Source organism: Streptomyces sp. NPDC001536, assembly GCF_042894505.1.
GTDB lineage: Bacteria > Actinomycetota > Actinomycetes > Streptomycetales > Streptomycetaceae > Streptomyces.
On sequence record NZ_JBIAVQ010000003.1, the window covers coordinates 233,711 to 260,211 of the forward strand.

At 70.6% G+C, this 26,501-nt stretch carries 28 protein-coding genes; 11 read left to right on the forward strand and 17 right to left on the reverse strand.

Going from position 1 to position 26,501, the window contains the following annotated elements; all coding sequences use genetic code 11:
* Positions 1–387 precede the first annotated feature (387 nt).
* Positions 388–1,476, reverse strand: coding sequence for an aspartate-semialdehyde dehydrogenase (locus tag ACFY0U_RS10000; protein WP_388632952.1), 1,089 nt, complete (start codon positions 1,474–1,476; stop codon positions 388–390).
* Complete coding sequence (locus ACFY0U_RS10005; protein WP_388632955.1) at positions 1,476–2,753, reverse strand: aspartate kinase; 1,278 nt, start codon at positions 2,751–2,753, stop codon at positions 1,476–1,478. The genes ACFY0U_RS10000 and ACFY0U_RS10005 overlap by 1 nt, the downstream gene beginning before the upstream one ends.
* A 284-nt stretch (positions 2,754–3,037) precedes the next feature.
* Here ACFY0U_RS10005 and ACFY0U_RS10010 point away from each other — a divergent pair, with 284 nt between their 5' ends.
* The 4 genes from ACFY0U_RS10010 to ACFY0U_RS10025 are packed head-to-tail and all read left to right on the forward strand — an operon-like array spanning position 3,038 to position 7,024.
* A complete protein-coding gene (locus tag ACFY0U_RS10010; protein ID WP_388634289.1) occupies positions 3,038–3,760 on the forward strand; it encodes a tRNA-dependent cyclodipeptide synthase in 723 nt (240 codons plus the stop codon).
* On the forward strand, positions 3,747–4,937 hold the full coding sequence (locus ACFY0U_RS10015) for a cytochrome P450 (RefSeq protein ID WP_388632958.1): 1,191 nt from the start codon (positions 3,747–3,749) through the stop codon (positions 4,935–4,937). The genes ACFY0U_RS10010 and ACFY0U_RS10015 overlap by 14 nt, the downstream gene beginning before the upstream one ends.
* A 60-nt stretch (positions 4,938–4,997) precedes the next feature.
* Entirely contained in the window at positions 4,998–5,687 is a 690-nt protein-coding gene (locus ACFY0U_RS10020) for a response regulator transcription factor (RefSeq protein WP_388632960.1), read from the forward strand.
* Entirely contained in the window at positions 5,684–7,024 is a 1,341-nt protein-coding gene (locus ACFY0U_RS10025) for a sensor histidine kinase (protein ID WP_388632962.1), read from the forward strand. Before ACFY0U_RS10020 ends, ACFY0U_RS10025 begins: the two co-directional genes overlap by 4 nt.
* Here the strand turns inward: ACFY0U_RS10025 and ACFY0U_RS10030 are convergent.
* Both ACFY0U_RS10030 and ACFY0U_RS10035 read right to left on the reverse strand, forming a co-directional pair.
* Positions 6,990–7,496 (reverse strand): SgcJ/EcaC family oxidoreductase, encoded by a 507-nt coding sequence (locus tag ACFY0U_RS10030; protein WP_388632964.1) that lies wholly within the window; start codon positions 7,494–7,496, stop codon positions 6,990–6,992. The genes ACFY0U_RS10025 and ACFY0U_RS10030 overlap by 35 nt on opposite strands.
* 161 nt (positions 7,497–7,657) lie before the next feature.
* The gene (locus ACFY0U_RS10035) at positions 7,658–7,840 is read right to left on the reverse strand and encodes a hypothetical protein (protein ID WP_388632967.1); all 183 of its coding nucleotides are present in this window, start codon (positions 7,838–7,840) and stop codon (positions 7,658–7,660) included.
* Between the two features lie 155 nt (positions 7,841–7,995).
* Here ACFY0U_RS10035 and ACFY0U_RS10040 point away from each other — a divergent pair, with 155 nt between their 5' ends.
* Entirely contained in the window at positions 7,996–8,715 is a 720-nt protein-coding gene (locus tag ACFY0U_RS10040; protein WP_388632970.1) for a sulfite exporter TauE/SafE family protein, read from the forward strand.
* Positions 8,716–8,725: 10 nt separating this feature from the next.
* On the opposite strand, the gene ACFY0U_RS10045 is transcribed toward ACFY0U_RS10040, so the two are convergent.
* The 3 genes from ACFY0U_RS10045 to ACFY0U_RS10055 are packed head-to-tail and all read right to left on the reverse strand — an operon-like array spanning position 8,726 to position 10,374.
* The gene (locus ACFY0U_RS10045; RefSeq protein WP_388632973.1) at positions 8,726–9,385 is read right to left on the reverse strand and encodes a DUF5063 domain-containing protein; all 660 of its coding nucleotides are present in this window, start codon (positions 9,383–9,385) and stop codon (positions 8,726–8,728) included.
* Positions 9,378–9,977 (reverse strand): recombination mediator RecR, encoded by a 600-nt coding sequence (recR, locus tag ACFY0U_RS10050; RefSeq protein ID WP_266824222.1) that lies wholly within the window; start codon positions 9,975–9,977, stop codon positions 9,378–9,380. Before recR ends, ACFY0U_RS10045 begins: the two co-directional genes overlap by 8 nt.
* A gap of 58 nt (positions 9,978–10,035) precedes the next feature.
* Entirely contained in the window at positions 10,036–10,374 is a 339-nt protein-coding gene (locus ACFY0U_RS10055) for a YbaB/EbfC family nucleoid-associated protein (RefSeq protein WP_365402463.1), read from the reverse strand.
* A 247-nt stretch (positions 10,375–10,621) separates the two neighbouring features.
* Between ACFY0U_RS10055 and ACFY0U_RS10060 the strand changes: the two genes are divergently transcribed.
* Positions 10,622–11,374: an SLATT domain-containing protein gene (locus ACFY0U_RS10060; protein WP_388632977.1), complete on the forward strand. Its 753-nt coding sequence runs from the start codon at positions 10,622–10,624 to the stop codon at positions 11,372–11,374.
* 82 nt (positions 11,375–11,456) lie between these two features.
* On the opposite strand, the gene ACFY0U_RS10065 is transcribed toward ACFY0U_RS10060, so the two are convergent.
* Together ACFY0U_RS10065 and ACFY0U_RS10070 are read right to left on the reverse strand one after the other, a co-directional pair.
* A complete protein-coding gene (locus ACFY0U_RS10065) occupies positions 11,457–12,008 on the reverse strand; it encodes a hypothetical protein (RefSeq protein ID WP_388632980.1) in 552 nt (183 codons plus the stop codon).
* Complete coding sequence (locus ACFY0U_RS10070; protein WP_388632983.1) at positions 12,005–12,400, reverse strand: hypothetical protein; 396 nt, start codon at positions 12,398–12,400, stop codon at positions 12,005–12,007. The genes ACFY0U_RS10065 and ACFY0U_RS10070 overlap by 4 nt, the downstream gene beginning before the upstream one ends.
* Positions 12,401–12,497: 97 nt before the next feature.
* On the opposite strand from ACFY0U_RS10070, the gene ACFY0U_RS10075 reads away from it, so the two are divergent.
* Together ACFY0U_RS10075 and ACFY0U_RS10080 are read left to right on the forward strand one after the other, a co-directional pair.
* On the forward strand, positions 12,498–13,673 hold the full coding sequence (locus ACFY0U_RS10075) for a sensor histidine kinase (protein ID WP_388632986.1): 1,176 nt from the start codon (positions 12,498–12,500) through the stop codon (positions 13,671–13,673).
* A complete protein-coding gene (locus tag ACFY0U_RS10080; RefSeq protein ID WP_388632989.1) occupies positions 13,670–14,275 on the forward strand; it encodes a DNA-binding response regulator in 606 nt (201 codons plus the stop codon). Before ACFY0U_RS10075 ends, ACFY0U_RS10080 begins: the two co-directional genes overlap by 4 nt.
* Here ACFY0U_RS10080 and ACFY0U_RS10085 read toward each other — a convergent pair.
* From ACFY0U_RS10085 to ACFY0U_RS10105, 5 genes are all read right to left on the reverse strand, one after another.
* A complete protein-coding gene (locus tag ACFY0U_RS10085) occupies positions 14,272–15,711 on the reverse strand; it encodes a M28 family metallopeptidase (protein ID WP_388632991.1) in 1,440 nt (479 codons plus the stop codon). The two genes, ACFY0U_RS10080 and ACFY0U_RS10085, sit on opposite strands and share 4 nt — an antisense overlap.
* Positions 15,712–15,782: 71 nt before the next feature.
* Complete coding sequence (locus ACFY0U_RS10090; protein WP_388632994.1) at positions 15,783–17,285, reverse strand: PstS family phosphate ABC transporter substrate-binding protein; 1,503 nt, start codon at positions 17,283–17,285, stop codon at positions 15,783–15,785.
* A gap of 57 nt (positions 17,286–17,342) precedes the next feature.
* The gene (locus ACFY0U_RS10095; protein ID WP_388632996.1) at positions 17,343–19,517 is read right to left on the reverse strand and encodes a serine/threonine-protein kinase; all 2,175 of its coding nucleotides are present in this window, start codon (positions 19,515–19,517) and stop codon (positions 17,343–17,345) included.
* Positions 19,518–19,606: 89 nt separating this feature from the next.
* Positions 19,607–20,086: a MarR family winged helix-turn-helix transcriptional regulator gene (locus ACFY0U_RS10100; RefSeq protein ID WP_388632998.1), complete on the reverse strand. Its 480-nt coding sequence runs from the start codon at positions 20,084–20,086 to the stop codon at positions 19,607–19,609.
* On the reverse strand, positions 20,083–20,682 hold the full coding sequence (locus ACFY0U_RS10105) for a type 1 glutamine amidotransferase family protein (RefSeq protein ID WP_388633001.1): 600 nt from the start codon (positions 20,680–20,682) through the stop codon (positions 20,083–20,085). Before ACFY0U_RS10105 ends, ACFY0U_RS10100 begins: the two co-directional genes overlap by 4 nt.
* Before the next feature lie 171 nt (positions 20,683–20,853).
* On the opposite strand from ACFY0U_RS10105, the gene ACFY0U_RS10110 reads away from it, so the two are divergent.
* The 3 genes from ACFY0U_RS10110 to ACFY0U_RS10120 all read left to right on the forward strand — a co-directional run bounded on the left by ACFY0U_RS10110 (position 20,854) and on the right by ACFY0U_RS10120 (position 23,831).
* Entirely contained in the window at positions 20,854–22,209 is a 1,356-nt protein-coding gene (locus ACFY0U_RS10110) for an aspartate aminotransferase family protein (protein WP_388633004.1), read from the forward strand.
* Positions 22,210–22,331: 122 nt separating this feature from the next.
* Positions 22,332–23,036 carry a GntR family transcriptional regulator gene (locus ACFY0U_RS10115; RefSeq protein ID WP_388633006.1) on the forward strand — a complete coding sequence of 235 codons (705 nt, stop codon included), beginning with the start codon at positions 22,332–22,334 and terminating at the stop codon, positions 23,034–23,036.
* Between the two features lie 144 nt (positions 23,037–23,180).
* The gene (locus ACFY0U_RS10120; protein ID WP_388633008.1) at positions 23,181–23,831 is read left to right on the forward strand and encodes a hypothetical protein; all 651 of its coding nucleotides are present in this window, start codon (positions 23,181–23,183) and stop codon (positions 23,829–23,831) included.
* A 3-nt stretch (positions 23,832–23,834) separates the two neighbouring features.
* Here the strand turns inward: ACFY0U_RS10120 and ACFY0U_RS10125 are convergent, their stop codons facing one another.
* From ACFY0U_RS10125 to ACFY0U_RS10135, 3 genes are all read right to left on the reverse strand, one after another.
* Positions 23,835–24,125 carry a hypothetical protein gene (locus ACFY0U_RS10125; RefSeq protein WP_388633010.1) on the reverse strand — a complete coding sequence of 97 codons (291 nt, stop codon included), beginning with the start codon at positions 24,123–24,125 and terminating at the stop codon, positions 23,835–23,837.
* Positions 24,126–24,219: 94 nt separating this feature from the next.
* Positions 24,220–24,558: a hypothetical protein gene (locus ACFY0U_RS10130; protein WP_388633013.1), complete on the reverse strand. Its 339-nt coding sequence runs from the start codon at positions 24,556–24,558 to the stop codon at positions 24,220–24,222.
* A gap of 77 nt (positions 24,559–24,635) precedes the next feature.
* Complete coding sequence (locus tag ACFY0U_RS10135) at positions 24,636–26,435, reverse strand: bifunctional metallophosphatase/5'-nucleotidase (protein ID WP_388633016.1); 1,800 nt, start codon at positions 26,433–26,435, stop codon at positions 24,636–24,638.
* Positions 26,436–26,501: the final 66 nt, after the last annotated feature.

A 26,501-nucleotide genomic window follows, 5' to 3' on the forward strand; every position in this document is an offset into this window, starting at 1 on the left:
CCCCGTAAGGGTTGTACGCGTCGAGCGTCACTTTTGCGTCGGACGGCCGCGTGCCGCACGAGACGGCCCTCCGTCTTGTGTCAGGCAGCACTACTGACCGTGCGTCAAGCGCCCTCATGCCTACCCGCTCTTCCCCTGTGTCCTGAATGATGCGGGGCGTCCCCACGCCCCTTGAAGCATCCCCGCACCCCCTGAAGGGCGTTCGCAAAGACGCTCCCCGCCCTTCGCGCGGTTGCGGAGAGCGGGGAGGCAAATTTTCGGACGCCGAGGTGGCTCGGATCAAGTGGTCCGGACCATCGTCCGCACCACGAGTCGCTCACAGATCCTACAAAGCGGCTGTCCGCAGGCCAGTACTTTTCCGTCCCGCAGAAGGAATTCCGGGAAACGTCACATGAACTCGCCCGCGACCAGCTCGGCGATCTGCGCGGTGTTGAGGGCCGCGCCCTTGCGCAGGTTGTCGCCGCAAACGAAGAGTTCGAGGGCGGTCGGATCGTCCAGCGCCCGGCGTACCCGGCCCACCCAGGTGGGGTCGGTGCCGACCACGTCGGCGGGGGTCGGGAACTCCCCGGCGGCCGGGTTGTCGAACAGCACGACGCCCGGCGCAGTGGCGAGGATCTCACGCGCCTTGGCGACGGTGACCTCGCCCTCGAAGCGGGCGTGCACGGTCAGTGAGTGCGTGGTGACGACCGGAACCCGGACACAGGTGACCGCGACGGGCAGTTCGGGCAGGCCGAGGATCTTGCGGGACTCGTCCCGCACCTTCATCTCCTCCGAGGACCAGCCGTCCTCGCGCAGCGACCCGGCCCACGGGACGACATTGAGCGCGACCGGCTCCGGGAACGGCCCGGTGTTGTCGCCCACGGCCCGCCGTACGTCTCCGGGGTGGGTCCCCAGTTCCGTACCGGCCACCAGCGAGAGCTGCTGGCGCAGGGTCTCCACACCGGCCCGGCCGGCCCCGCTCACCGCCTGGTACGACGACACCACCAGCTCACGCAGCCCGAACTCGGCGTGCAGGGCGCCGAGGGCCACGATCATCGACAGGGTCGTGCAGTTGGGGTTGGCGACGATCCCGCGCGGCCTGACCCGCGCCGCGTGCGGGTTGACCTCGGGGACGACGAGGGGCACCTCCGGGTCCATCCGGAAGGCGCCCGAGTTGTCCACGACGACGGCACCGCGCGCGGCGGCGATCGGCGCCCACTGCGCGGAGACCTCGTCGGGGACGTCGAACATGGCGACATGGACCCCGTCGAAGGCCTCCTCCGTCAGGTCCACCACCTCGACCTCCTCGCCGCGCACGGCCAGCTTGCGGCCGGCCGAGCGCGGGGAGGCGATCAGACGGATCTCGCCCCAGATGTCCGCGTGCTGGGACAGGATCTGGAGCATGACCGTGCCGACGGCGCCGGTCGCCCCCACGACCGCGAGCGTCGGCCGCCCGGGTCGCCCGGACTCGGGTCGCCCGGACCCTGTCCCTGCCATCAGCGTCCCGTGCCCCCGTAGACGACGGCCTCGTCGCTGTCGGAGTCGAGCCCGAAGGCGGTGTGCACGGCGCGGACGGCCTCGTTGACGTCGTCGGCGCGCGTGATGACCGAGATACGGATCTCGGAGGTGGAGATCAGCTCGATGTTCACGCCCGCGTCGGAGAGCGCCTCGAAGAAGGAGGCGGTGACGCCCGGATTGGTCTTCATACCCGCGCCGACCAGGGAGATCTTGCCGATCTGGTCGTCGTAGCGCAGGGAGTCGAAGCCGATGCCGGCCTTGTTCTTCTCCAGGGCGTCGATGGCCTTGCGGCCCTCGGTCTTGGGCAGCGTGAAGGAGATGTCCGTCAGACCGGTGGAGGCGGCGGACACGTTCTGCACGATCATGTCGATGTTGATCTCGGCGTCGGAGATCGTACGGAAGATCGTGGCGGCCTCGCCCGGCTTGTCCGGCACGCCGACGACCGTGATCTTGGCCTCGGAGGTGTCGTGCGCGACACCGGAGATGATCGCCTGCTCCACCGGCTTGTCCCCTTGCTTGATCGGCTCGCTGCTGACCCACGTGCCCTGGAGTCCGCTGAAGGACGAACGGACGTGGATCGGGATGTTGTAGCGACGGGCGTACTCCACACAGCGGTGGAGCAGCACCTTGGAGCCGGACGACGCCAGCTCCAGCATGTCCTCGAAGGAGATCCAGTCGATCTTCTTCGCCTTCTTCACCACGCGCGGGTCGGCGGTGAACACGCCGTCCACGTCGGTGTAGATCTCGCACACCTCGGCGTCGAGGGCGGCGGCCAGCGCGACGGCGGTCGTGTCGGAGCCACCGCGGCCCAGCGTGGTGATGTCCTTCTTGTCCTGGCTGACGCCCTGGAAGCCCGCGACGATGGCGATGTTGCCCTTGTCCAGGGACTCCCGGATACGGCCGGGCGTGACGTCGATGATCCGCGCTTTGTTGTGGACCGAGTCGGTGATGACGCCTGCCTGGCTGCCGGTGAAGCTCTGGGCCTCGTGGCCCAGGTTTTTGATCGCCATGGCCAGCAGGGCCATGGAGATACGCTCTCCGGCGGTCAGCAGCATGTCGAACTCACGGCCGGCGGGCATCGGAGATACCTGCTCGGCGAGATCGATCAGCTCGTCCGTCGTGTCGCCCATCGCGGAAACCACGACAACCACCTGGTTGCCGTTCTTCTTCGCTTCCACGATCCGCTTGGCGACGCGCTTGATGCCCTCGGCATCGGCTACGGAGGAGCCTCCGTACTTCTGCACGACAAGGCCCACGTGCGCTCCTCGCTCAGTCAGTCACTATCCGCACATACGTATATGTACTGCGGTCGGCTCAGTCTAACGAGCGTCCGAAATCGACCTTCGTGAAACCACATGGTGAGACCCGGACGCCCAGCACGACCCTGCCCACCCGCACGGTGAACACTCGGCAAAGTGGGCCAGGTCACCCGTTGACGCTCTCCGTAGCCGCCCGGTAACTTCGCGTCGTCGTCGCCACACCAGGAGCACACGGCTCCCCCGGGACTAGCGACGCGAAGGACTCTCCTTCCTTGACGACTGTGACCGTCTCAGAGATCCAGCACGTCACCCCCACCGACCTCTTCGAGGTACGGCCCTTCACCCCCCACTGCGAGGTCATCCGCAGCGCCGGCGACCACGCCGTCATCGGCGTCTCCCCCGGCAACAGCTACTTCTCCGCCCGCCGGGTCCTGGACCTGGCCCGCTGGGGGCTCGCCCACTTCGAGCGGGTGGACTTCGTCCACACCGACCTGCATGTGGCCGAGATGTACGAGGCCTCCGGCTATCCGGCCGACGACGCGCGCCGCAAGGCGGTGAAGAACCTGCGCGGCGTGCGGGCCAAGGTGCTGGGCGCCGTCCGGGCCGTCGACCCCGGCGGCACCCGGCTGCGGGCGCACGCCATGTCGGACTTCCGCGCCAACGCGGCGTACCGCGACCTCCACGAGCACCTCACCGCCCGCCTCGGCACCGACGAGGAGTTCCGCACGACCTGCGAACAGCTCGTCGGCACCTTCCTCGCCGGCAAGGTGGACAGCGTCACCGAGGCCCAGCGCGAGGTCTGCATGGCGTACGTCTGCGCCGAGGCGCCGCTCTTCCTCGACACCCCGGCCATCCTGGGCGTGCCGTCCTCCCTGAACTGCTACCACCAGCTGCTGCCGATGGCCGAGCTGCTGTACGCGCCCGGCGCGGGCCTGCGCGCCTCGCGCAACCAGGGCCACGCGATCGTCACACCGGCCGAGGAGGTGCGCGTTGCCGTCCGCTGACACCCTCATCGACTTCCCGTTCTCCTGGCGCGGCGACCGGCTCCCCTCGGAGGTCGAGGAGCTGCGCGAGCTCTCCCCCGTGCGCCGGGTCCGCACCATCGCCGGCGACGAGGCCTGGCTGGTGTCGTCGTACGACCTGTGCAGGCGGGTCCTCGAAGACCCGCGGTTCAGCCTGAAGGACACCTCGGCACCAGGTGTGCCCCGCCAGTACGCGCTGACGATCCCGCCCGAGGTCGTCAACAACATGGGGAACATCACCGGCGCCGGGCTGCGCAAGGCCGTACTCAAGGCCCTCAACCCGAAGTCCCCCGGGCTGGTGGACTGGATGCGGTCCTACGCCGGTCAGCTGATCGACGGCCTGGCCCGCGAGGGCGCCCCGGCCGACCTGCGGGGCGGCTTCGCCGATCCGTACTCGGCCGGCATGCACTGCCGGCTCCTCGGGATCCCGCACGAGGACGCGCCGAGGCTGATGCGGAGCCTGGACATCGCGTTCATGAACTCCGCCTGCCCGGTCACGGGCGCCCGCCTCAACTGGGACCGGGACATCGCGTACATGACCGAGCGGCTGGACGACCCGGCGACGACGGGCCTGATGGCCGAGCTGGCCGCCCTGCGCACGGACCCCGACTACGCGCACCTCACCGACGAGATGCTCGCCACGGTCGGCGTGACGATGTTCGGGGCGGGCGTCATCTCCACCGCCGGGTTCCTGACCATGGCCCTGCTGGCGCTGATCCAGCACCCGGCGCTCCAGGCCGACCTGGTCGCCGACCCCGGGCGGATCCCGGCCGCGGTGGAGGAGCTGCTGCGGATCAATCTGTCCATCGGGGACGGGCTGCCGAGGCTGGCGCTGGAGGACGTGGTCCTCGGGGACGTGAAGGTGGCGGCGGGGGAACTGGTGCTGGTGCTGGTCGAGGGCGCGAACTTCGACCCGGCCGCCTTCCCCGACCCGCACACCGTCGACCTCGACCGTGCCAACAGCGCCGCGCACCTCTCCTTCGGCGGCGGACGGCACTACTGCCCCGCCACCGCCCTGGGCCGCAGGCACGCCGAGATCGCCCTGACGGTGTTGCTGGAACGGATGCCACGGCTGGCACTGGCCGTGCCGGTCGAGCAGCTGGTGTGGCGGACCGGGTTCATGAAGCGGATCCCGGAGCGGCTGCCGGTCATGCGGTAGCCGCGTGTTGAGTGACTCGGCGGACGGTCGTCTTAAATTTCAAGCATTAGGGTTCGCCCTGTGCGCGTACTGCTGGTGGAAGACGATGAGCCGGTCGCCGAGTCACTCCGGCGCGGACTGCTGCGCTACGGCTTCGAGGTGACCTGGGTCGCCACGGGCGGCGCGGCGCTGAAGCACGAGGAGCCCTACGACGTCGTACTCCTCGATCTCGGGCTGCCCGACACCGACGGTCTCGACGTGTGCAGGGCGCTGCGCGAGCGCGGGGACGTGCCGATCATCGTGATCAGCGCGCGCAGCGACGAGACGGACCGGGTGGTCGGCCTCGAACTCGGCGCGGACGACTACGTCTCCAAGCCGTTCGGGGTCCGGGAGGTCATCGCGCGGATAAGGGCGGTGATGCGGCGCGCCCAGCCGCGTACGCCGTCCGCCGAGCCCGCCGGTCCCGACCGCTACGGCGACCGCCTCACGATCGACCGCAAGGCCGTCCGGGTCCACCTGGACGGCGCGGAGGTCGCGCTGGCTCCCAAGGAGTACGACCTGCTGGCCTTCCTCACCGAGGAGCCCGGCGCGCTGATGTCGCGCGAGCAGATCATGGAAGCGGTCTGGGACGCGAACTGGTTCGGGCCGACGAAGACGCTGGACGTCCATGTGGCGGCGCTGCGGCGGAAGCTCGCGGGGGCGATCACGATCGAGGCGGTGCGGGGGGTCGGCTTCCGGCTGATCGTCAACGGCGGCAGTGACGCTTCATGAACCGCCAGCTCATCCGGAGTTACATCCTGCTCGTCGCGGTGGCCATCTTCCTGTTCACCGTGCCGGTCGCCTTCACCCTCACCAAGCAGCTGCGGGACGACACCAGACAGTCCGTGCTGCGCGAGGCGAACACCATGGCGCTGTTGCTGGGCAACGGCGACAGGGCCTCGTGCGAGGCACTGACCAAGGTCGCCAAGGCGTACGGCGATGTCCAGGCGACCCCGACGGCCGAATGCGACCCGAAGCTGCCGACGCCCATCGCGGACGCGGCGCTGACCCGGGCCGTGGAGAAGAACGAGGCGACGACCGACTGGGGTTCCGACTTCGTCTGGGGCAAGCACCTGACCGTCACGGTGCCGGCCCAGGGCGAGGCGGCCGTACGGATCGTCTACTCGACCTCGGACATGACCAAGAGGCTGTGGCAGATCTGGGGCTTCCGGGCCGGCCTGGCCGTGCTCGTGCTGGCGGCCGCCGCCGCGATCGGCGCGTACGCCGCCCGCCGGATCACCGCGCCGCTGCGCGAACTCAACGGCATGGCGAGCAAGTTCAGCGACGGCGACCTGACCGCGCGCTCCCCCGTGACGGGCCCGCCGGAGACCCAGACGCTGGCGCGCACCCTCAACCAGGGCGCGGAACGTCTCGACACGCTCGTCGCCTCGCAGCGGATCTTCGTGGCGGACGCCTCCCATCAACTGCGGACCCCTCTCACGGCGTTGCGGCTGTCGCTGGACAACATCGCGGACGGCGTCGACGACGAGTTCGTACGGGAGGACGTGGAGCAGGCGACCGCCGAGGTGGTCCGGATGAGCCGGCTGGTCAACGGACTGCTGGTGCTGGCCCGGGCGGAGGCGAAGGTCACGGCCGCGGAGCCGCTGGCGCTGGCGGACATCATCCAGGAACGCCTGGACGTGTGGAGGCCGGCCGCCGACGAGCGCGGAGTCACCATCGCGCTTGGGGGGAGTAACGCCGACGGCCGGCTGCTTGTGCTGGCCAGCCCCGGTCATCTGGACCAGGTGCTGGACAACGTGCTCTCCAATGCCCTGGAGGTCTCCCCGGACGGGGGCACGATCACCGTCCGGGTCGAATCACGGGGCGAGGAGGCCGTGTTGTCGGTCCTCGACCAGGGACCGGGCATGTCCGACGCGGAGAAGTCCCGCGCCTTCGACCGCTTCTGGCGCGGCCAGGGCCTGACCGGGCGCTCCGGCTCCGGGCTCGGTCTCGCCGTCGTCAAGCAGCTGGTGACCGACGACGGCGGGACGGTGACGCTCGGGGACGCGCCCGGGGGTGGGCTGGTGGTGCGGATCAGCCTTCGGGCATCGCCGAAGAGTGGTGGTTGACGATCTTCCACTGGCCGTTGCGCTTCTCGTACTCGTAGGTGTAGCGGGCCTCGACGACGCGCTTGGCGCCGGTGTCCGGGTCGGTCAGCGTGAACTCGTACACGCCGGTGTCCAGGGCGGAGTTGTTGTCGAGGATGTTGATGTGCGTCTCGATCTTCTTGCCGACCGGCTTGTTCAGCAGGAAGTGCTCGAAGTAGTCGACGATGCCGGCGTGGTCGCTGCGGACCTTGTTGGAGACGGTGGGCAGCAGGACGGCGTCCTTGGCGTACCGGTCGGCGACGGTCTCGGGATCACCGGTCCGCAGGGCCTTGTTCCAGCCGTCGAACTGCGCGGCGATCTCCCGCTTGGTGGGCTTCTTGCTGATCTGCTTCTCCGGCCCGGCGACGCCGACGCCGGCGGCGAAGGTGCCGACGGCGACGAGGGCACCGGCGGTGACGACGGCTACACGCTTGGTTATCGGGCGACGGGTCATCTTCATCTCCAGTGCGGGCGAGGGGGGTTGCTTCCTCCGCTCTGTCTGCGGTTCCTGTGGAGGAAGTGACTCCAGATTCGCGTGGCACCGGTTAGGGCCCGTGCAGGCGTCGTACAGCGGACGTCCAGGGATGACCCAACTCGCGGAGCGTGATCCTTCGGCTACTTGGCGGCACTCCGGTCCCGAACCAGACTCACCCCCGCACCGGCCGCGACAACTCCCATGCCCACAGCGGTCATCACGCCCTGCGTGCCGTCCACGACGAAGGGGGCGACCGCGGCGACGACGGCGTTGAAGAGGAAGAGGAACCAGAGGACGGGCTTGGAGGACAGGAGGCTCTTCATGGGTTCGGAATCCTTCGGTACGGGGCGTTGACCTGGTGAGATCAACGATCCCGTGCCCCGGAGACCGAGACGATGGAGTGCTCTCCCGAAGGCGGGGTGTAGGTGGCTACACCTTCGGTGCCGTCGAGACCGCCCCCATGAGAGGGTGCCGAACCATGACAGCGGACGTACTTCTCGCGGGGATCGTGCTGCTCGGCTCCTCCGTCCAGTGGCTCACCGGCATGGGCTTCGCCCTGGTCGCCGTGCCGGCGCTGATCCTGCTGCTCGGACCCGCGCAGGGGGTGGCCCTCGCCAACTGTGCGTCCGGCGTCATCTGTGTCGTGGGGCTGGCGGGCGGCCGGCGTCGGGTACGTCCGCGCGCGATGGTGCCGTTGTGCGTGGCGGCGGCGTGCACGGTGCCGGCGGGGGCCTGGATGACCCGTCAACTACCGGAGCCCGTCCTGCTGTTGGTGATGGGCGGGCTCGTGACCGGCGCCGTGCTGCTGGTGATGCGGGGCGCGCGGGTGCCCGCGCTGCGCGGCACGAAGGGCGCGGTCGTGGCGGGAGCGGCGGGCGGGTTCATGAACTCGGCGGCGGGGGTCGGCGGGCCACCGGTATCCCTGTACGCCCTCAACGCGGGCTGGACGGTCAGGGAGTTCGTACCGAACGCCATGTTCTACGGCGTCGTCGTCAACGCCTTCTCCGTGGCGGCGAACGGAGTGCCGGAGCTGAGCGGGGCGAGGTGGGGATGGGTGGTCGCGGCGATGACCGCCGGCGCCCTGATCGGCCGGGGCCTCGCTTCCCGCACACCCGAGAAGCGGGCCCGGCAGCTCGTCCTGCTGCTCGCCCTGGCAGGCGGCATCACGGCGGTGGGCAAGGGACTGTGGGGGCTGTAGGCCGCCCGTCTCACTTCACCGGGCGCATGCCCAGGGGCTCGGCGATCTCCTCCACCATGACCTTGCCGGCCTCGAACTCCAGGGTCTCGTCGCCCATCGCCTGGTCCGTGTCCAGGCCGTCGAGCTCCTCCAGGGGCTGGTTCAGCCTGACGTGCGCGACCACCGACTGGAGGGCGCGCAGCGTCGCGGACGCCGTCGAGCCCCAGTTGGAGAAGTAGGAGAACTGCCACCACCACAGGGCCTCCGTGGTGCGGCCCGCGCGGTAGTGGGCCATGCCGTGGCGGAGGTCGGTGATGACGTCGGTGAGGTCGTCGGAGATACGGGCCGGCACCGGGGCCTTGCGCGGCTCGTAGGGGTCGAAGACCTCCGAGTAGACGTCGATCGGGTCCAGCAGCCTCGCCAGGTTCTCGCGGAGCTCGTCCACGTCGGCGTCCGGGCCCGTGTCGGGCTCGTAGCGCTCGTCGGGGACGATGTCCTCGTGGGCGCCCAGGCGGCCGCCGGCCAGGAGCAGCTGGGAGACCTCCAGGAGGAGGAAGGGCACGGCGGAGTCCGGCTCGTCGCCCCTCGCCACCTCGGTGACGGCCACCAGGAAACTCTCCACCTGGTCCGCGATCTGGACCGCGAAGTCGTCCGGGTTCTGTGCGGTCGCGTGCAGCGTGGCGTCAGACATCTAGGAGTCGTCTCCCCTCGAAGGCGCGGCCGAGGGTCACCTCGTCCGCGTATTCCAGGTCTCCGCCCACCGGGAGGCCGCTGGCCAGGCGGGTGACCTTGAGGCCCATGGGCTTGATCATGCGAGCGAGGTACGTGGCCGTGGCCTCGCCCTCCAGGTTCGGGTCCGTGGCCAGGATCAGCTCCGTGACCGTCCCGTCGGCCAACCGCGCGAGAAGTTCTCGTATACGCAGGTCGTCCGGGCCCACACCCTCGATGGGGCTGATCGCTCCGCCGAGCACGTGGTAGCGGCCTCTGAACTCACGGGTGCGTTCGATGGCCACCACGTCCTTCGGCTCCTCCACCACGCAGATGACCGAGAGGTCGCGGCGGGTGTCGCGGCAGATGTTGCACAGCTCTTCCTGTGCCACATTGCCGCAGGTCGCGCAGAAGCGGACCTTCGCCTTGACCTCCATCAGGCACTGCGCGAGCCGCCGTACGTCCGTCGGTTCCGCCTGAAGGATGTGGAAAGCGATCCGCTGGGCGCTCTTGGGACCGACGCCGGGCAGCCGGCCCAGTTCGTCGATGAGGTCCTGCACCACGCCTTCGTACAACGGACTGCCGTCCTTCCTGGGTTCCTTGGGTACGTACGGTAGTTGGCGGACGCCCTTCTTAGAAAGGCAGGCCCGGAATGCCGCCGCCCAGGCCCTGGGCCAGCGGGCCCAGCTTCTGCTGCTGGAGGGTCTGGGCGTTCTCGTTGGCCGCCTGCACGGCCGCGACGATCAGATCGGCGAGGGTCTCGGTGTCCTCAGGGTCCACCGCCTTCGGGTCGATCTTCAGGGCGCGGAGTTCACCGGAGCCGGTGACCGTCGCCCTGACCAGGCCGCCGCCGGCCTGGCCGTCGACCTCGGTCCGCGCCAGTTCCTCCTGCGCGTTCGCCAGGTCCTGCTGCATCTTCTGGGCCTGCTGGAGCAGCTGCTGCATGTTGGGCTGGCCACCACCGGGGATCACGATCAGCTCCCGCTCATAGGTCTGTGTCTTTGTCCTCTGTGATGAGCCTACGTGCTCCACGCAGCCATCGCTCCGGCACTCTTTCGAGTGAGATGTTGTCGAGTCCTATACCTGATCAAGGCCCACTTCCGGGCGGAAAAGGAGTGAAAGCCGTCCCTTCGCCACCCATTGGGCGGTAGGAAAGACCCGGCGCGTCAGCACCATGCGTCACACAGCGTGATCGGCCGTGATCAGTAGGGAGTGCCGGGTGGGTCAGCCGGAGATGCAGCCCGAGGGTCCGCCTCAGGACGGGCGGGGCGGGGAGGCGGTCGGGCCGCGGCCGGGCGACCTGACGGGACGGACGTTTCCGCTCGGGGACTGGGGCGAGCCCGCGCTCCGTCTCGACGAGCTGTACCGGTGGGTGGAGCGCGGGGCGCTCGACACCGCCGCGTGGTACCTCGCGGACCGGGTGTGGAAGCGCCGCGGTGCGCGGGCCCTGCGGGGTGGGGCCGCGGCCGGGGCGGTGGCCGGGGCCGCGCTGCCTCTGCTGGACCTTTCGGGGGTCGTCGGCGGGGGCGCGACCTGGGGGTATCTGGCGCTGCTGCTCGCTGTCGCGTGCGTGGCCGTGGACCGGTTCTTCGGGGTGACGTCCGGGTGGATAAGGGATGTGGCGACCGCGCAGGCCGTGCAGCGGCGGCTTCAGGTACTTCAGTTCGACTGGGCCTCGGAGAGTGTGCGGGAGGTGCTGGGACCGGCCGAGGGGACCGCGGGGGAGGCGGCGGATCGGTGTCTCGGGGTGCTGCGGAGGTTCTCCGAGGACGTGACCGAGCTGGTGCGGGTGGAGACCGCGGACTGGATGGTGGAGTTCCGGACGGGGTCGGCGCCGTTGGGGATCCAGGGGGGTGTGGCGGGGGTGGCCCGGGGGGACGGGAACGTGGTTCAGGGGCGGTTCCCGCTGCCGCCGGGTGCGGGGGGTGCGCGGCCGAACATGCCTCGGCAGCGGCCGCCGGAACCTCGTTGACGGGGGGCGCCGTAGAGGCTGGTCGCGCCCGCGCGGCGGTAGCCGCAAGTCGATACAGCCCCGCGCCCCTAGGGAAATGCAGTCACCGGAGAAGCAGCAGCTCGACCCCTACAAGCACATCCACCACCGCGCACCATTCCGCGAATGTCGGCGCCACTATCCCCTTCAACCTCTCCAGCGTCAGGTGCGCCAAGTCCCACAGCCCGTGGAAGAACCAACCCGCCGCCACCAGCCAGCGACCCACCTCCGGGTCGGCCACCAGGCCCGTCACCGCCAGCGCCCCGAAGACGGCCACCCCTACGGCCTGCACGCCCAGCGGGTGTGGAGCGCCCCGCACCATCCCCCACAGCAGCACCCCCAGCGCGAGCCCCACCATCACACCCGCCGGTGAGACCAGGTCCAGCGCCTGGAGGCCGAAGACGAGCACCAGGCCCCCGCCCAACACCGGCCAGGTCACCCGGGGTGTGCCCAGCTGGTTGATCACGACGTAGAGAAGGGGGAGGAGAGGCAGGACCTCGCCGAAACCCTTGACCGAGTCCGCCAGGCTGTCCGACGCTCCCGCCACCGCCTGGGCGGCCCAGATCGCGACCGCCAGGCAGGTGGGCCACCGGCGGGTCACCGCGTGCGCGTTCACGCGCCGTACTCCGTCCGCCGCCGCAGCATGACGACGAACATCAGCGGCAGCATCGCGAGGTGCTCCCATGCCATCGCCGTGTCGGGGTCCACGACGTCCGCCCCGAGAAGCGGTACGAGGACCAGCGCGGGCAGGAACATCGCGCCGGACATCTCCGCGATGCCGGGCCAGGCGTGGCCGCGGCGGCGCATCCAGAACGCCATGCCGGCGGACATCGTGAACGCCATTTCCAGGGTGACCAGTTCGGGGTGGCGGGACATGCCGTACGCGATGTCCGTGAGCGCGAGGGCGCCCCGCAGGGCCGCGCCGAGGACGAGCATGCCCATGAGCATCGCGAGGATCATCTCGACGTAGTGGCGGGCGAATCCGTGGTGGTGCCGTTCGTTTTCCATGCCTCTCAGACTGGGACCGGCGGTATCGGCGTCAGTAGTGCCGACCGCGCACGTCGTGGCATGACATCTGTCATCTCGCCGCTGCCACAATGACCGCGTGGACAACGGGGCGGGGCTCACGAGTTTCCGGCGCTACACGTGGTGGGCCGTGCCGGGGACCGTCGTCTGTGTGCTGGTGCTGGCGTACGGGAGCTGGGCCCTGGACGGGGACGTGCCGCTGTGGGCGCGGGCGCCGGTGGTCCCGGCACTGGGCGTCCACGCGGTGGCCGCGGCCGTGCTCCTCAGCGGGGCGATGGAGGCCCGTACGCCCGCCCTGCGGCCGCTCGCGGGGTGGCTGGTCATCGCCTGTCTCGCCGCCGCCGCGCTCGCCGTACTGCCCCTCACCCGGCACAACTACGGGCTGTGGGCGGTCGCCCCGGCCGTGACCGTGGCGATCGTGGCCGCCTGTCTCTCCGCGGCCGGGAGGCGGCGGCTGATCGGCGGTGCCGTCGTCCTCGCGCTGGTGCCCGGCGGTGCCGTGAACCTGGCGTCGGGGGACGGGGAGTTGGCGTACGCCGCGCTCTTCCCGGCCTTCCTGACCGTCTTCACCGTGTGGACCGTACTCGGGCCGCTGTGGGCCTGGCGGGTCGCGGGGCGGCTCGACCGGGCGCGGCGGCTGGAGGCGGAGCTGGCGGTGAAGGACGAGCGGCTGCGGTTCGCCTCCGACCTGCACGACATCCAGGGGCACCATCTGCAAGTCATCGCGCTGAAGGCGGAGTTGGCCTCACGCATCGCCGAGGTCGACCCGGCGCGCGCCTCCGGCGAGATGCAGGAGATACGGCAGCTGTGCGCGGACGCGCTGCGGGACACCCGGGCGGTGGTGCAAGGCATCCGCCGTACGACACTCGACGACGAGATCGCCAACGCCACCCGGGTGCTGGCGGCGGCCGGGATCGACGCGCGCATGAACGTGGAACCACCAGCGCTTCAAGGGCAGTTGAGCGACTCCACCCGCCAACTCCTCGGCCTCGTCATGCGCGAGGCCACCACCAACGTCCTGCGCCACAGTCAGGCCCGGCACGCCGAGGTCGACTACCGCGTCAGCGGGGAACAGGCCCTGCTGCGGATCAGCAACGACCAGGCCCACGAGCACCCCGGCACCGGCGACGGCACCGGCCTCCTCGGTCTCGCCGGGCGACTGCGGTCCGCGGGTGGGGAGTTGACCTGGCAGCGGGAGGACGGCGACCGTTTCGTGGTGACCGCGACCCTGCCCGTACAGAGGACCGCCGAGTGATCCGGCTGCTTCTCGCCGACGACGAGGACCTCCTGCGCAGCGCCCTCGCCGCGCTCCTCGCCCTGGAGGACGACCTCACGGTGGTCGCGGAGGCCGCCACCTCCACCGATGCCGTACGGCTCGCCCTGGAGCACCGGCCCGACATCGCCGTACTGGATCTGGAGATGCCGCCCACGGACGGGCTGCGGGCCGCCGAGGAGATCCGGGCCGCCCACCAGGACATCCATGTCGTCATCGTGACCCGGCACGCCCGGCCTGCCGTGCTGCGCCGCGCCCTGGCCGCCGGGGTCCGCGGGTTCGTGCCCAAGACGACCCCAGCGGCCCGGCTCGCGGAGATCCTCCGCGACATCGCCGCCGGGCGCCGCTATGTCGATCCGGACATCGCCGCGTCCGCGCTGACGGAGGACGACTGCCCGCTCAGCGAACGGGAGTTGGAGGTGTTGCGGGCGGCCCGCACCGGGGCGTCGGTGGCCGAGATCGCCGCGCAGGTGCATCTGGCCCAGGGGACCGTCCGCAACTATCTCTCCGCCGCGATGTCCAAGCTGGGGGCCACCACGCGGCATGCGGCGGCCCACCACGCCTGGCAGCAGGGGTGGATCTAGGCCTGCGGTTCCGGGAACGCCACCGGGCTCCGCAGCCCCTTCGCGTTCACCGCCCGCACCCCGAAGAACACGTTGTCCTTCGACAGGTCCACCTCGTGCCTGGTCACATCACCGACCGGGACGACATGCGTCCACTCCGGTGCCGTCGTCTCGCGCCACACGACCTCGTAGCCCGCCAGATCCGGTTCCGTGCCCCGGGTCCACACCAGCTCCGTGGAGTTGGTGAGGTTGGTCGTGACGATCTTCGCGCCCCGGGGCGTGCCGGGGGCCTGGGCCAGGGTCCACAGGGCGGCGCCGTTCACCCTGGCCACGCGCGCGATGAAGGCGAAGTCGCAGAACTCGGGCAGGTCGCCGTACTGCTTGCCGTCCTCGACCCGTACGTCCTGGTGCTGGTGAGCGAAGTCCTCGGCGGGCTCGGTGAAGCGGGCGGCCGGGTAGGCGCGTTCGAGGAAGGGGATGTGGTCGCCGCCGCGGCGGTAGCGGTCCCGGCGGTAGACGACACGGACGTTCATGCCGGTGGCGTCGTTGTCGGCCACGTCCCGTACGAAACGGGCGAGCTGGCGGGTCGCCGAGTCGTTCTCGCCGCCGACCGAGCGGCGCGTCGCGGCCTGTTCGGCGGTCTCCGAGGACGGCACGCCCTCCGCGAACAGGCGGATGGTGTACGGGTCCTCCGTGCCGTCGTCGGCGGTCGGGCTGCCGACGATGTCGTTGGTGAACATGCCCTGCACATCCGCCCCGGCCGCCTTGAACCGCTGGGCCATGTACGCCGACCCGAACAGGCCCTGCTCCTCCCCCGCCACCGCCGCGAACACGATCGTCGCGGCGGGGCGCCTCTTCGCCATCACCCTCGCCAGCTCCAGCGCCACCGCCACACCGGACGCGTCGTCGTCGGCGCCCGGGGCGTCCGAGGTGGCGTCCATGACGTCGGTGACCCGGGAGTCGTAGTGCCCGGAGACGACGTAGATCCGCTCCGGGGTGACCGAGCCGCGCAGGGTCGCGACGACGTTGGTGATGCGGGTCGGCGTCGGGATCCGGGGGCCCGGTTCCTGGACGTACGACTGGAGTTCGGCGGTCATCCGGCCGCCGGAGGCCTCGGCGTACGAGCGCAGTTCGGCCAGCAGCCAGTCGCGGGCGGCGCCGATGCCGCGGGCCGGGTCGTCCTGGGCGGAGAGGGTGTGGCGGGTGCCGAAGGAGACGAGTTTGCGGACCGTCGCCTCGATGCGGTCCGGGTCGATCTCCCGGAGCAGGGCACGCAGTTCGCGGGACGGGGGCTGGGCGGTGGCCGGAGGACGGCTGCCCGGGCGTGCGGTCCCGGTCGGGCCGGCCGAGGGTTCGGGCCGGGCGGAGGGCGTCGCCTCGGCGGTCCCCCCGCTCGTGCACGCGGCGGCCGCGGCCGCTCCCGTCGCGGTCAGGACCGTTCTCCTGTTGGGACGCATGTGTCCTCCCGGGGCTGGGGTTGCCGACCGACCCCAGCAATGGTCGTGGACACCTCAACGGTCGGCAAGGGTCACCCGCAGGACTGCTCCTCCTGCGCGCACGGGAGATGCCCGTTGTCGCGGATCACGTCCTGACTGGCGACCTCCTCCAGATAGGCGAGAAAGGCGGCGGCCAGCGAACCCGGCTGCGGCGAGCGATACGTGTACGCGTACTCGACTCCCCGGTAAGGGTAGTTGTCGGCCTGCACGGAGGGGGAGACACCGTCGAGCGGGACCGTCAGCAGGCCCTGGTGGCCGCCGGCGACGGCGAGTTCGCTGTAGCCGATGGCACCCGGCACCTCCGCGACCTTGTCCAGCACCTTCTCCGTGGAGCCGAGTTCGCAGCGCACGACGGGTGCGGAGCGATCGTCCTTGTGGACGCAGTCCAGCGAGGTGCTGGGGACCCGTTCCCAGGTGCCGAGGACGCGCTGCTGGAAGATCTGGCGGGTTCCGGAGTCGGCGTTCCGGCTGACGAGGACGACCGGCAGGTCCGGGAGAGCCGGGTCCAGCTGACGCCAGCGGGTGATCTCGCCGCTGTACAGGCGTCGTACCTCCGCCCGGGTCAGGCCCACGCGCCCGAGGTCGACACTCTCGTTCGCGACGAGGGTGAAGGCGGAGAGCGCGACCCTCTCGCCGTGCAGGTTCAGCCGTTCGCCCATCGGACCGTCGGAGAAGGCGATCACATCCGACTCCCCTCCCTCCGCGGCGAGTTCGGCGACTCCCGCCTCGCTGCCCCGCGCCTCGACCGTGATGTCCGCGCCCTCGCAGTCCTTCTCGTACTCCTTCGCCAGCGTCCTGACCACGGGGGCGAAGGCGGTCGAGCCGGTGACGGTCAGTGCGCCCTGTTCGCAGCCGAGGGGCGGGCGGGTGTCGTCGGTGGCGACGATGATGCCGGCGAGCACGAGGACGGAGAGCGTGAGCAGGGCGGTGAAGATCCGCGCCGGGCCGCTGAGGACCGGCGGTGTCTCGTCGGGGGTCGCGCTGCGGTTGGGGTGCACCTCGCCGTCGCGCAGACCGCCCGTCAGCCGTATCTCGCGGCCCACGTCGCCGCCGGACAGCAGGACGAGCAGTTTGAAGTGGTCGCCGCGGTTGAGCGGGACGCGGGGGATGCGCAGCCGGTTGCCCTCGTAGCCGAAGCCGCGTTCCGGGGTGAAGTGGTCCATGAGGTGGTCGCGGTCGTTGGGCTGGGTGACCGAGACACCGCGGATGGTGCGGTCGGTGAAGAGCGCGGTCAGACCGTGGGGGGCGGGGCCCGTGTAGTCGTCACGGTCGATGCCCTGCGAGCCGTCGTTCTCGACGCGGAGGAGGACGAGAGTGGCGTCCGCCATCTCCGGGGCCTCGTCGAAGAGGCCGAGCCGTACGTTGGCCCGCCCCGAACGCACGTCGTCGCCGATCGGGTTGTCCATCTGGACGCGGTAGCCGATCCGCTTGCGGCGCGGCACCCGGCGCTCGTACCAGACCATCACCCCGGAGGCGGCGATACCGAGCACGGCCGTCCCGACGGCCACGGCGTTCTCTGCGTTCAGCCATTCCACCGACGGAACCGTACGACTGTGCGAGTGCAACAGCCTTACGAGCAGGCGGAGTTCGGATTACCGCTTGGTGTACGTCAGCTTCTCCCCGTTGCTCGTGTTCACGCGTTCCAGGGTGCCGTTCGCCAGCAGGGTGACCTCGCTGGCCGCGCCCGGCGAGCAGGAGGAGGCGGGCTCGCCGACCGTCACCGTGGACGGGCCGATCCGCAACGGCCCGTTGTCGGCGGGTGTTTCGGCCAGGTCCGCCTCGAACACACAGTGGTAGTCGGGGCCGTCGGCGACGAGCGAGAGGACGGTGTCGCCCACCTCGCCGTCCTGGATGGTGAGTTGACGGGTGTGCGAGCCCTCGGAGTTGTCGATGGTGCTGGTCCAGGTGCCGAGATAACCGGCCGGGATGCCGCCGTCCGCCGGAGCCGAGGTGGTCGGCGTCGGCGAGGGCTCCGGGGTGGTGGGGCCCGGCGTCGTGGGCGCGCTCGCGGTGGGGGTGGGAGTGGGACCGGCCTTGTCGTCGTCACCGCCGTCGCTGTTCATCAGCGCGTAGACCGAACCGCCCGCGGCGAGCGCGACGACCAGGGCGACCACGACGAGGGCGGCGGTGGAACGGCCGTTGCGGCGCTGGGGTTCGGGAGCCGGGGGGAAACCCGGGCCGGGTCCGTAGGGCGGGGTGTGGCCGGGGCCGCCGTACGGGTTGTACGGCGAAGGGGCGCCGGGCTGGGACGGGTAGCCGTACGCGGGGGCCTGGGGCTGCTGCGGATATCCGTACGCCGACTGCGGCTGCTGGGGGTGTTGCGGGTGCTGCTGGGGATGGCCGTAGGCGGGGTGGCCGGCCGCGGGGCCGTACGGCGGGGGCGTCCGCGGATCGGCGCCGTGGCCGGGGTGGGCGGGCGTGGGCCCGTACGGGGGCTGCGCCCGGCCCGGCCCGCCCGCCGGCGCCGGCGGAGGCGTCTGGGCGCCCTGCCCCGCGACGACGGTGGGCAGGTGGTTCATCGGCGCACCGCCGCCTGGCCGCCCCGGGGTGGGCGGGGTGTCGTCGGCGGGGGCGGGGGCGTGCTCGGGCGGGGCTTCGCCGGAGCCGGAGCCGGAGCCGGAACTGGAACCGGGGGCGGGGGCCGAACCAGGGCCGGAGTCCGCGCCGGGGCCGGAAGTCGAACCCGCGCCGGGACCGGGAATCAGACCGGGGCCAGAGCCCGCGCCGGGAACCGAACCAGGGCCCGAGTCCATACCGGGACCGGGAACCGAGCCCACGCCAGGGCCGGGAACCGAACCAGGACCAGAGCCCACGCCCACGCCCGCACCGGATTCCGCCCCCGGCCCCTCCGGATCCTCCGCATCCAGCAACCGCACCGCATGCCGCCCGAGTTGAGCCACCAGCGCACTCGGCAGCCACGGGTCCCGTGACCGTCCGTCGGACACCGTGTCCTCCGCCCCGGTCCGCTCCAGCACCCGGTCCAGGGTCGGCCGTTTCGCCGGGTCCTTCTTCAGGCAGTCGTGGACGAGCTCGGCGATCCCCTCGGGCACGCCCGTCAGGTCGGGTTCCTCCTGGGCGATCCGGAACATCAGGGCGTGCACACCACTGCCCCCGGCCCCGAAGGGGAGCCGGCCCGTGGCGGCGTACGCGAGCACCGAGCCGAGGCAGAACACATCGCAGGCCGGTGTGATCCGGTCGCCCCGCACCTGCTCGGGCGCCATGAACCCGGGCGACCCGACAAGGGCGCCGGTCCGTGTGAGCCCCCCGTCGGTCACCGTCTCCAGGGCCCGTGCGATGCCGAAGTCGATGACACGGGGCCCGTCGATCGTCACCAGCACATTGGACGGCTTCAGATCCCGGTGCACGATCCCGGCCGCGTGGATGTCCTGGAGCGCGTGCGCGAGCCCGGCGGCGAGGATCCTCACCGACCGCTCGGGCAGCGCCCCGTGGTCGTGCCCGACGACCTGCTGGAGGCTGGGACCGGCGACATACCCGGTGGCGACCCACGGCACGGCGGCCTCGGTGTCGGCGTCGAGGACGGGCGCGGTCCAGTACCCGCCGACCTGCCGGGCGGCCCGCACCTCCTGCCGGAACCGCGCCCGGAACTCCTCCTGCGCGGCCAGCTCCTCGCGCACCAGCTTGACGGCGACGGTACGGCCCCGGTCCGAGCGGGCGAGATACACCTGCCCCATCCCGCCGGCCCCGAGCCGCGCCAGCAGCCGGTACGCCCCGATCCTCTGCGGATCCCCCGCCCCCAGGCTCTCCATCGCAGCCCCTCCCCCGAACTCCCCCGTGCGTGCCCCCGTGCGACTGACCACGATAGTGCGGGCATACGGGGAGGTCAGCGACGCCCGTTCTACGGTTCCGTAACGGACCGGTCCGGTTGCGTCACCGGCGGGCCGAGCCGCTCCAGCACCTTGGAGAGCCGTTCCATGAGCCGTACGGCGTCCGCCAGCTCGTCCTGGCCGAACGCCTCGGCGAGCCGGTCGGCGTAGGCCGCGTGCCCGGGGTCGATGCGCCGGACCGCCGCGAGCCCCTCCTCGGTGGGCGCGAGGAGCTTGGCGCGCCGGTGGGCGGGGTTGTCCCGGTACTCGGCGAGCCCGCGCTCGACCAGCAGATCGGCGATGCGCTGCACGCTCTGCCGGGTGATCCCCATCGCCCGGGCGATCCCGGCCACCGGCAGCGGCTCCCCGAGCACCGCCCCCAGCACCTGCCACCAGGCGGCGGTGAGCCCGGCGGGCTTCGCCAGTTCCTCGGCGACGCCCAGGAACTGCCCGTTGAGCCGGAAGACCCCGAGCGCGCCGCGGCTGAGCAGTTCCTGCCGCTCCTGGCTCACTGAGCCCCCTCCAGCACGGCGTACGCCTCGACGTCGGAGTCGTGGAACAGCCGGTACCAGGCGTCCAGCACCTCACCCTCGTACACCCCGAGAAGCCCGAAGATCTCCCGTGCGAAGGCGACGGGCTCGGTGGGCCCGGCGGTGATCAGTCCGCCGTCGGTCACGGCGTCGGCGTCCACGTAGCGGGAGCCGCCCTTGTACCCGGTGGCCGCCAGATAGAAGGAGATCGCGCTGGTGTGCTCCCGGTCGTCGAGCAGCCCCTCCCGCGCGAGCCCGGCGGTGGCTCCGCAGATCGCGGCGACCGGCACCCCGGCGGCCAGGAACTCCCGCGCCTTGCGGGCGAAGGGGGCCAACTCGTCGGTGGTGTCCCAGAGATCGGCTCCCGGAAGGATCAACAGGGAGCTGTCCTCCGGCCGCACGTCGTCCAGGGCGCTCGCGGGCTGGACCCGCAGCCCCCCGATGGAGGTCACCGCCTCCTCGCTCGGGCCGACCGTACGGATCTCGTACCCGGCGCGGGCCAGATACGCCGTGGCGTGGCCGGTCTCCCAGTCGGCGTAGGTGTCGTACACGGCGAGATGCACGGGCTTGCGGCTCATGGCTGGCTCCTCTGTCGTTCCTCACCTCTTGATGACAACATGCTGTCACTTCGACAGAATGCTGTCAATAGCTCGGCATCGGCGCCCCTGGACAACCTGTCGTGGAAAGCCCGCGTCCACAGACAGGACGCCGATACCGCTTCCGTATCGCGGACATTTACGCTCACTCGCATGACCCCTCAGCCAAACCCCGAGGTCGGCGCCGCCGTCAAGGCCGCGGACCGTGCTCATGTGTTCCACTCCTGGTCCGCGCAGGAGCTCATCGACCCGCTCGCCGTCGCCGGCGCGGAGGGGTCGTACTTCTGGGACTACGACGGGAACCGCTACCTCGACTTCACCAGCGGGCTCGTCTACACCAACATCGGCTACCAGCACCCGAAGGTCGTCGCCGCGATCCAGGAACAGGCCGCGACCCTGTCCACGTTCGCGCCCGCCTTCGCCATCGAGTCCCGTTCCGAGGCGGCCCGGCTGATCGCCGAGCGGACGCCCGGCGACCTGGACAAGATCTTCTTCACCAACGGCGGCGCGGACGCCGTCGAGCACGCCGTGCGCATGGCCCGGCTGCACACCGGGCGGTCCAAGGTGCTCTCCGCCTACCGCTCGTACCACGGCGGCACCCAGCAGGCGATCAACATCACCGGTGACCCGCGCCGCTGGGCCTCCGACAGCGCCTCCGCCGGTGTCGTGCACTTCTGGGCGCCGTACCTGTACCGCTCGCGCTTCTACGCGGAGACGGAGGAGCAGGAGTGCGCGCGGGCGCTGGAGCACCTGGAGACGACGATCGCCTTCGAGGGGCCGGCCACCGTCGCCGCGATCATCCTGGAGACCATCCCCGGCACCGCCGGGATCATGGTCCCGCCGCCCGGCTACCTCGCCGGTGTCCGCGAGATCTGCGACAAGTACGGGATCGTCTTCATCCTCGACGAGGTCATGGCCGGCTTCGGACGGACCGGTGAGTGGTTCGCGGCCGACCTGTTCGACGTGACCCCGGACCTGATCACCTTCGCCAAGGGCGTGAACAGCGGATACGTGCCGCTCGGCGGTGTCGCCATCTCCGCCGCGATCGCCGAGACCTTCGCCCGGCGCCCCTACCCCGGCGGTCTGACGTACTCCGGGCACCCGCTGGCCTGCGCGGCCGCCGTCGCCACGATCAACGTGATGGCCGAGGAGGGCGTCGTCGAGAACGCCGCCCGGCTCGGCTCCGAGGTCCTGGAGCCCGCGCTGCGGGACCTCGCGGAGCGCCACCCCTCCGTCGGCGAGGTCCGCGGTGTCGGCATGTTCTGGGCCCTCGACCTGGTGAAGAACAAGGAGACCCGCGAGCCGCTGGTGCCGTACAACGCGGCCGGTGAGGCCAACGCCCCGATGCTCGCGTTCGGCGCCGCCGCCAAGAAGCACGGCATCTGGCCGTTCATCAACATGAACCGCACCCATGTCGTGCCGCCGTGCAACATCACCGAGGCCGAGCTGAAGGAAGGCCTGTCGGCGCTGGACGCGGCGCTCTCCGTGGCGGACGAGCACACGCGGTAGCCGCCGGCCCTGTGACGCACGCTACGCGGGTAAACGCCGGAAACCCGAACGCGTAAGGTGGCGTGCTCGTAGACATACGTGTACGAGCACGCCCACCCGACCGCCACAGGGAGAGGCCGACCATGCCCGGCAGCAGCGGCAACGGCGCCGTGACCCGCAGCACCCTGCGGCAGCAGATCGCCGACGCGCTTCGCGACGAGGTGCTCGCGGGGCGTCTCCAGCCGGGTCAGGAGTTCACGGTCAAGGAGATCGCCGAACAGTACGGGGTCTCCGCGACCCCGGTCCGCGAGGCGCTCGTCGACCTGTCCGCTCAAGGTCTGCTGGAGGCGGACCAGCATCGCGGTTTCCGGGTGCACGAGTACTCCCTGGCCGACTACCGGGGCATCATCGAGGCCCGCAGCCTCGTCATCGGCGGCATGTTCCACGCGCTGGACGGCGGCCACCAGGGGTTCGTCCACGACCCCGACAACTCCCGGGTCCTCGCCGCCCTCGCCGGGGTGCGCCGGCGCGGCGAGGAGGCGCAACGGGCCGCCCTCGCCGGTGACCTCACCGTGCTGATCGGCTACGACCTGCGGTTCTGGCGCGAGTTGAGCACCGTGTTCGGCAACCCCTACCTCGCCGACTTCCTGCACCGGCTGCGCGTCCAGTCCTGGGTGTGCGCGGTACAGCACCTGCGCCGCCTCACCGACCTGCGCGGACAGCTGTGGGCCGAGCACACCGAGCTGGTCGACGCCCTGGTCCACCGGGACACCACGGCCGCCCGGGAGATCGTCGCCGCGTACAACGCGCACTCGCTCGCGGTGGTCGAGCGGCTGACCGGCGGATGAGCCGCCATAAGTGAGCCGCCCGCGGGTGTGGGTATGGGACCAGCGGCAGACCGGCCGACTCCGCCCAGGGGGAAGCCACGGCACGCCGGACCGATTACTCTTCCCTGACCGCTTCGCTACACCGTGCTATGCGAGGAGCCTTCTTTGGCCTGTGACCTGTGGCTGGTACCGCTCGTCGACGTGTTGTGCCACACGCCCGACAACCCGTTCGCCGAGGAACTCGCGCAATACAACCAGGTACTCGCCGAGTCCGGGCTGCCGCCGGTGCCGGTGTACCAGTACATGCCGGGCCTGTCCGGTGAGGTCGCCCCGGTGGCCGGCTTCGACTACGACGCGCTGCACTTCCTGCGCCGCGCGTATCTCCTCCAGATGTGCGGTCTGCCGGTGACGCCGGTGGACGAACTGGGCGGGGACTACGAGCAGTTGCTGGAGATGTTCGAGACGACGGCCCAGCAGTCCCACCTGGTCTGGCACTACGACCACGCCGGTGCCTATGTCCCGGTGGACTTCCCGCACCCGTTGGCCAACGACGAACTCCTGGCCGGCGGCGGCCCCTTGGGCTCCTCCCAGGCACTCCTGCGGGAGCTGGCGCTGGTCGCCCCGGCGATCGGCATCGACCCGGCCAACCCGCCCGCGGCACCCCAACCGCCGCTGGGCCCCACGGAACTGGAGGAACCGGCCGTCCCCGCGCCGTACGACCCCAGCCCCTTCGCCCGTGAGCGGCATGTGTGGCTGGGCCTGCACGCGGCGGCGACCCGGAGCCTGGCACAGGGGTCGATGATCATCTTCAGCTGAGCCTCAACGCAGCTGCGACAGGCCTGTCTTCAGGTCGTCGAGGTTCATGATGGGGAAGACCTCCACCTGGGCGTTGAGGTGCGAGAAGAACGGCTCGCCGATGGGAGGCAGGTCCGAGCTGTCCTGCATGTCGAAGACCAGGAAACAGGTCCGCCGACCGCCCGCGGGCCCGAAGTAGGCGGCCTCCGGCTTGATGCGCTCCAGTGTCTCCGCCAGCAGGTCCTGCATCTTGCCGCTGGCCAGAACCTCGTTCGCCTTGTCCGTGTCCAGCGTCGCCTTGAGCATCATGCGCATCGCACTCACCTACCCCTTTTAGCCGGATTTGCGCATATTTACATCGTATGCCCGACGGCCGGTTCCAGCCCCGCCGGCCGTTCCGGCTCCGCGATCACATCGATCTCGGCAGCATCGCCATGGCGATCTTGCCCCCGGCCAGGACGAGATCCGCGAACCGCGCGGTCGGCCCGCAGGACGTCGGGGTGGAGCAGGGCGAGCAGTGCGTCGAGGTCGCCGCTCCGGGTCGCGGCGAGGTGGGCGCCGACCACCCGGCGGCGGCCCGGCTCGCCAACTGCCGGGTCGCCGCCGGGGTCTTCTCGATCAGCGGGGCGATCTCGTCGTCCCGCCGGTGCTCACGCGAGCGCGGCATGTTCGGACACACCCGCGCGACCGCCGTCGTCAGCCACCCCGCCGGGTTCTCCACGTCCTGTGGGTCCGCCTGGCGGATCATGCCGGCGCCACGGGGTCCGGCACGCGTGCCGCCCCGTCGTCGCGAGGTGCGGTTCTCGCGGCGGCCTGATCGGCCGGTCAGCCCTGGAACACCGCGGTCCCGCCCTGCGTCAGCTTCCAGTTGGTGACCGCGAAGTCCGCCGGGTCCAAGGCTCCCTTCGCCGTCACGTAGTCGATCATCAGCTGGCGGATCTCGTTCGTCGAGCTGTACGCGATGTCCGCGTCCGCGATGTGCGGGTAGCCCGAACCGCCGTTGGCCCGGTAGTTGTTGACGGCGACGACGAAGACCTGGTCGTCCAGGACCGCCGTACCGCCGTAGGTCAGGTTCTTGATCCGGGAGCCCTCGGCGGCCGCGATGTCGATGTCGTACGAGACGCCCGCGGCGGTGTCGTACATGTAGTCCCAGAAGCTGTTGGCGTTGGTGAGGGTCGCGGTGTCGACCTTCGTGCCGACGGGCACCTGGTGGTAGTACTTCGCCGCGAACTCCAGGTAGTCCTTGAGCTGGGCGCCCGTGAGCTTCTTGCCGTACAGGGTGTTGTCGTAGATGTAGAGCCCGGCGATGTCCTTGATGGTGACGCTGCCCGCGGGGATGTCGGCGGTGCGGGAGAAGGGCGCGGCGACCGAGATCAGCGGGAGGGCCGCGTCCGACGTCGACAGGCCGGCCTTGACCGTGTCCATCTGGACCTGGTGGATGAAGTCCATGATGGGAACGTCCTTCCAGCAGGACTCCGCCGCCGAGAGGTCCTCGGTGCAGGTGCCCACGGCCGTGTTGACGTACTTCACCACCAGCTCGTGGTCGGCCTCCAGGAGCTTCCTGATCTCCGGGTCCTCGTCCACGGACTTGGGGTCGAGGGTCTGCGCGGTCTTCTTGGTGACCTTCCAGCGGCCGTGCTCCAGCTCGACCTCGAAGTCGAAGACGCTGAGCCGGTAGCCCCAGCAGTACGGCTCCGACAGCAGCACCTCCTCGCCGGTCTCGGCGTTCTTCACGGTGTACGAGGACACCTCGACGTGGGTGTGGCCGACCAGGATCGCGTCGATGCCGGGGACCTGCTCGGCGACGAGGTTCGAGGCGTTCTCGACGTACGGGAGCGCGTCGCCGTAGGACGTCGATCCGTCGAGACCCGAGTGGTCGGTCAGGAAGACGACGTCACAGCCGAGCGCCCGCAGCCGGGGCACGTACTTCTTCGCCTGCTCGACGAGCCCCGGGAAGACCATCTTCCCGCTGACGTTGTCCTTGTCCCACAGCGCGATGCCCGGGTTGGTGAGCCCGAGGATGCCGACCTTGATGTCGGGGGCGCCCGGCACACAGATCCGCTTCACGGTGTACGGCGCGAAGGCTGGCTTCAGGGTCTTGGCGTCCAGCGCGTTGGCGCCGAGCAGCGGGAAGTGACACTGGCTCTCGAACTTGCGCAGGGTCTCGATGCCGTAGTTGAACTCGTGGTTGCCGAGGGCGGCGGCGTCGTAGCGCATGTGGTTCATGGCGACGGCCATCGGATGCTTGACGCCCTCGCCGGTGATGGGCTGCACGCGCGCGAAGTAGTACGCGAGCGAGGTGCCCTGGATGATGTCACCGGCGTCGACCAGCAGCACCCGCTCCTCGCCCTTGGCCTCGCGCTGCTGCTTGATGAGCGTGGCGACGCGCGCGACACCGACGGAGTTGCCCTTGGCGTCGCTGTAGGCCGCGTCCTTGTAGTAGTCCCAGTCGAAGACATGGCTGTGCAGGTCGGTGGTGCCGAGGACGGAGAACGACCAGGTCCTGGGCTTGCGTCCGGCGGCCTGGGCGGGTGCTGCGGCGACGGCCCCCGCCGCGGCCACGGCCACACCGGTGACAGCCGACTTCTGCACGAACTCGCGACGGTTCATGGGACTGACGGGCATACGGAGCTCCTGGGACTGGAGAGGGAGGAGGGCACAACTACCCGCGTAGATAGTTGCGTTCCTCCG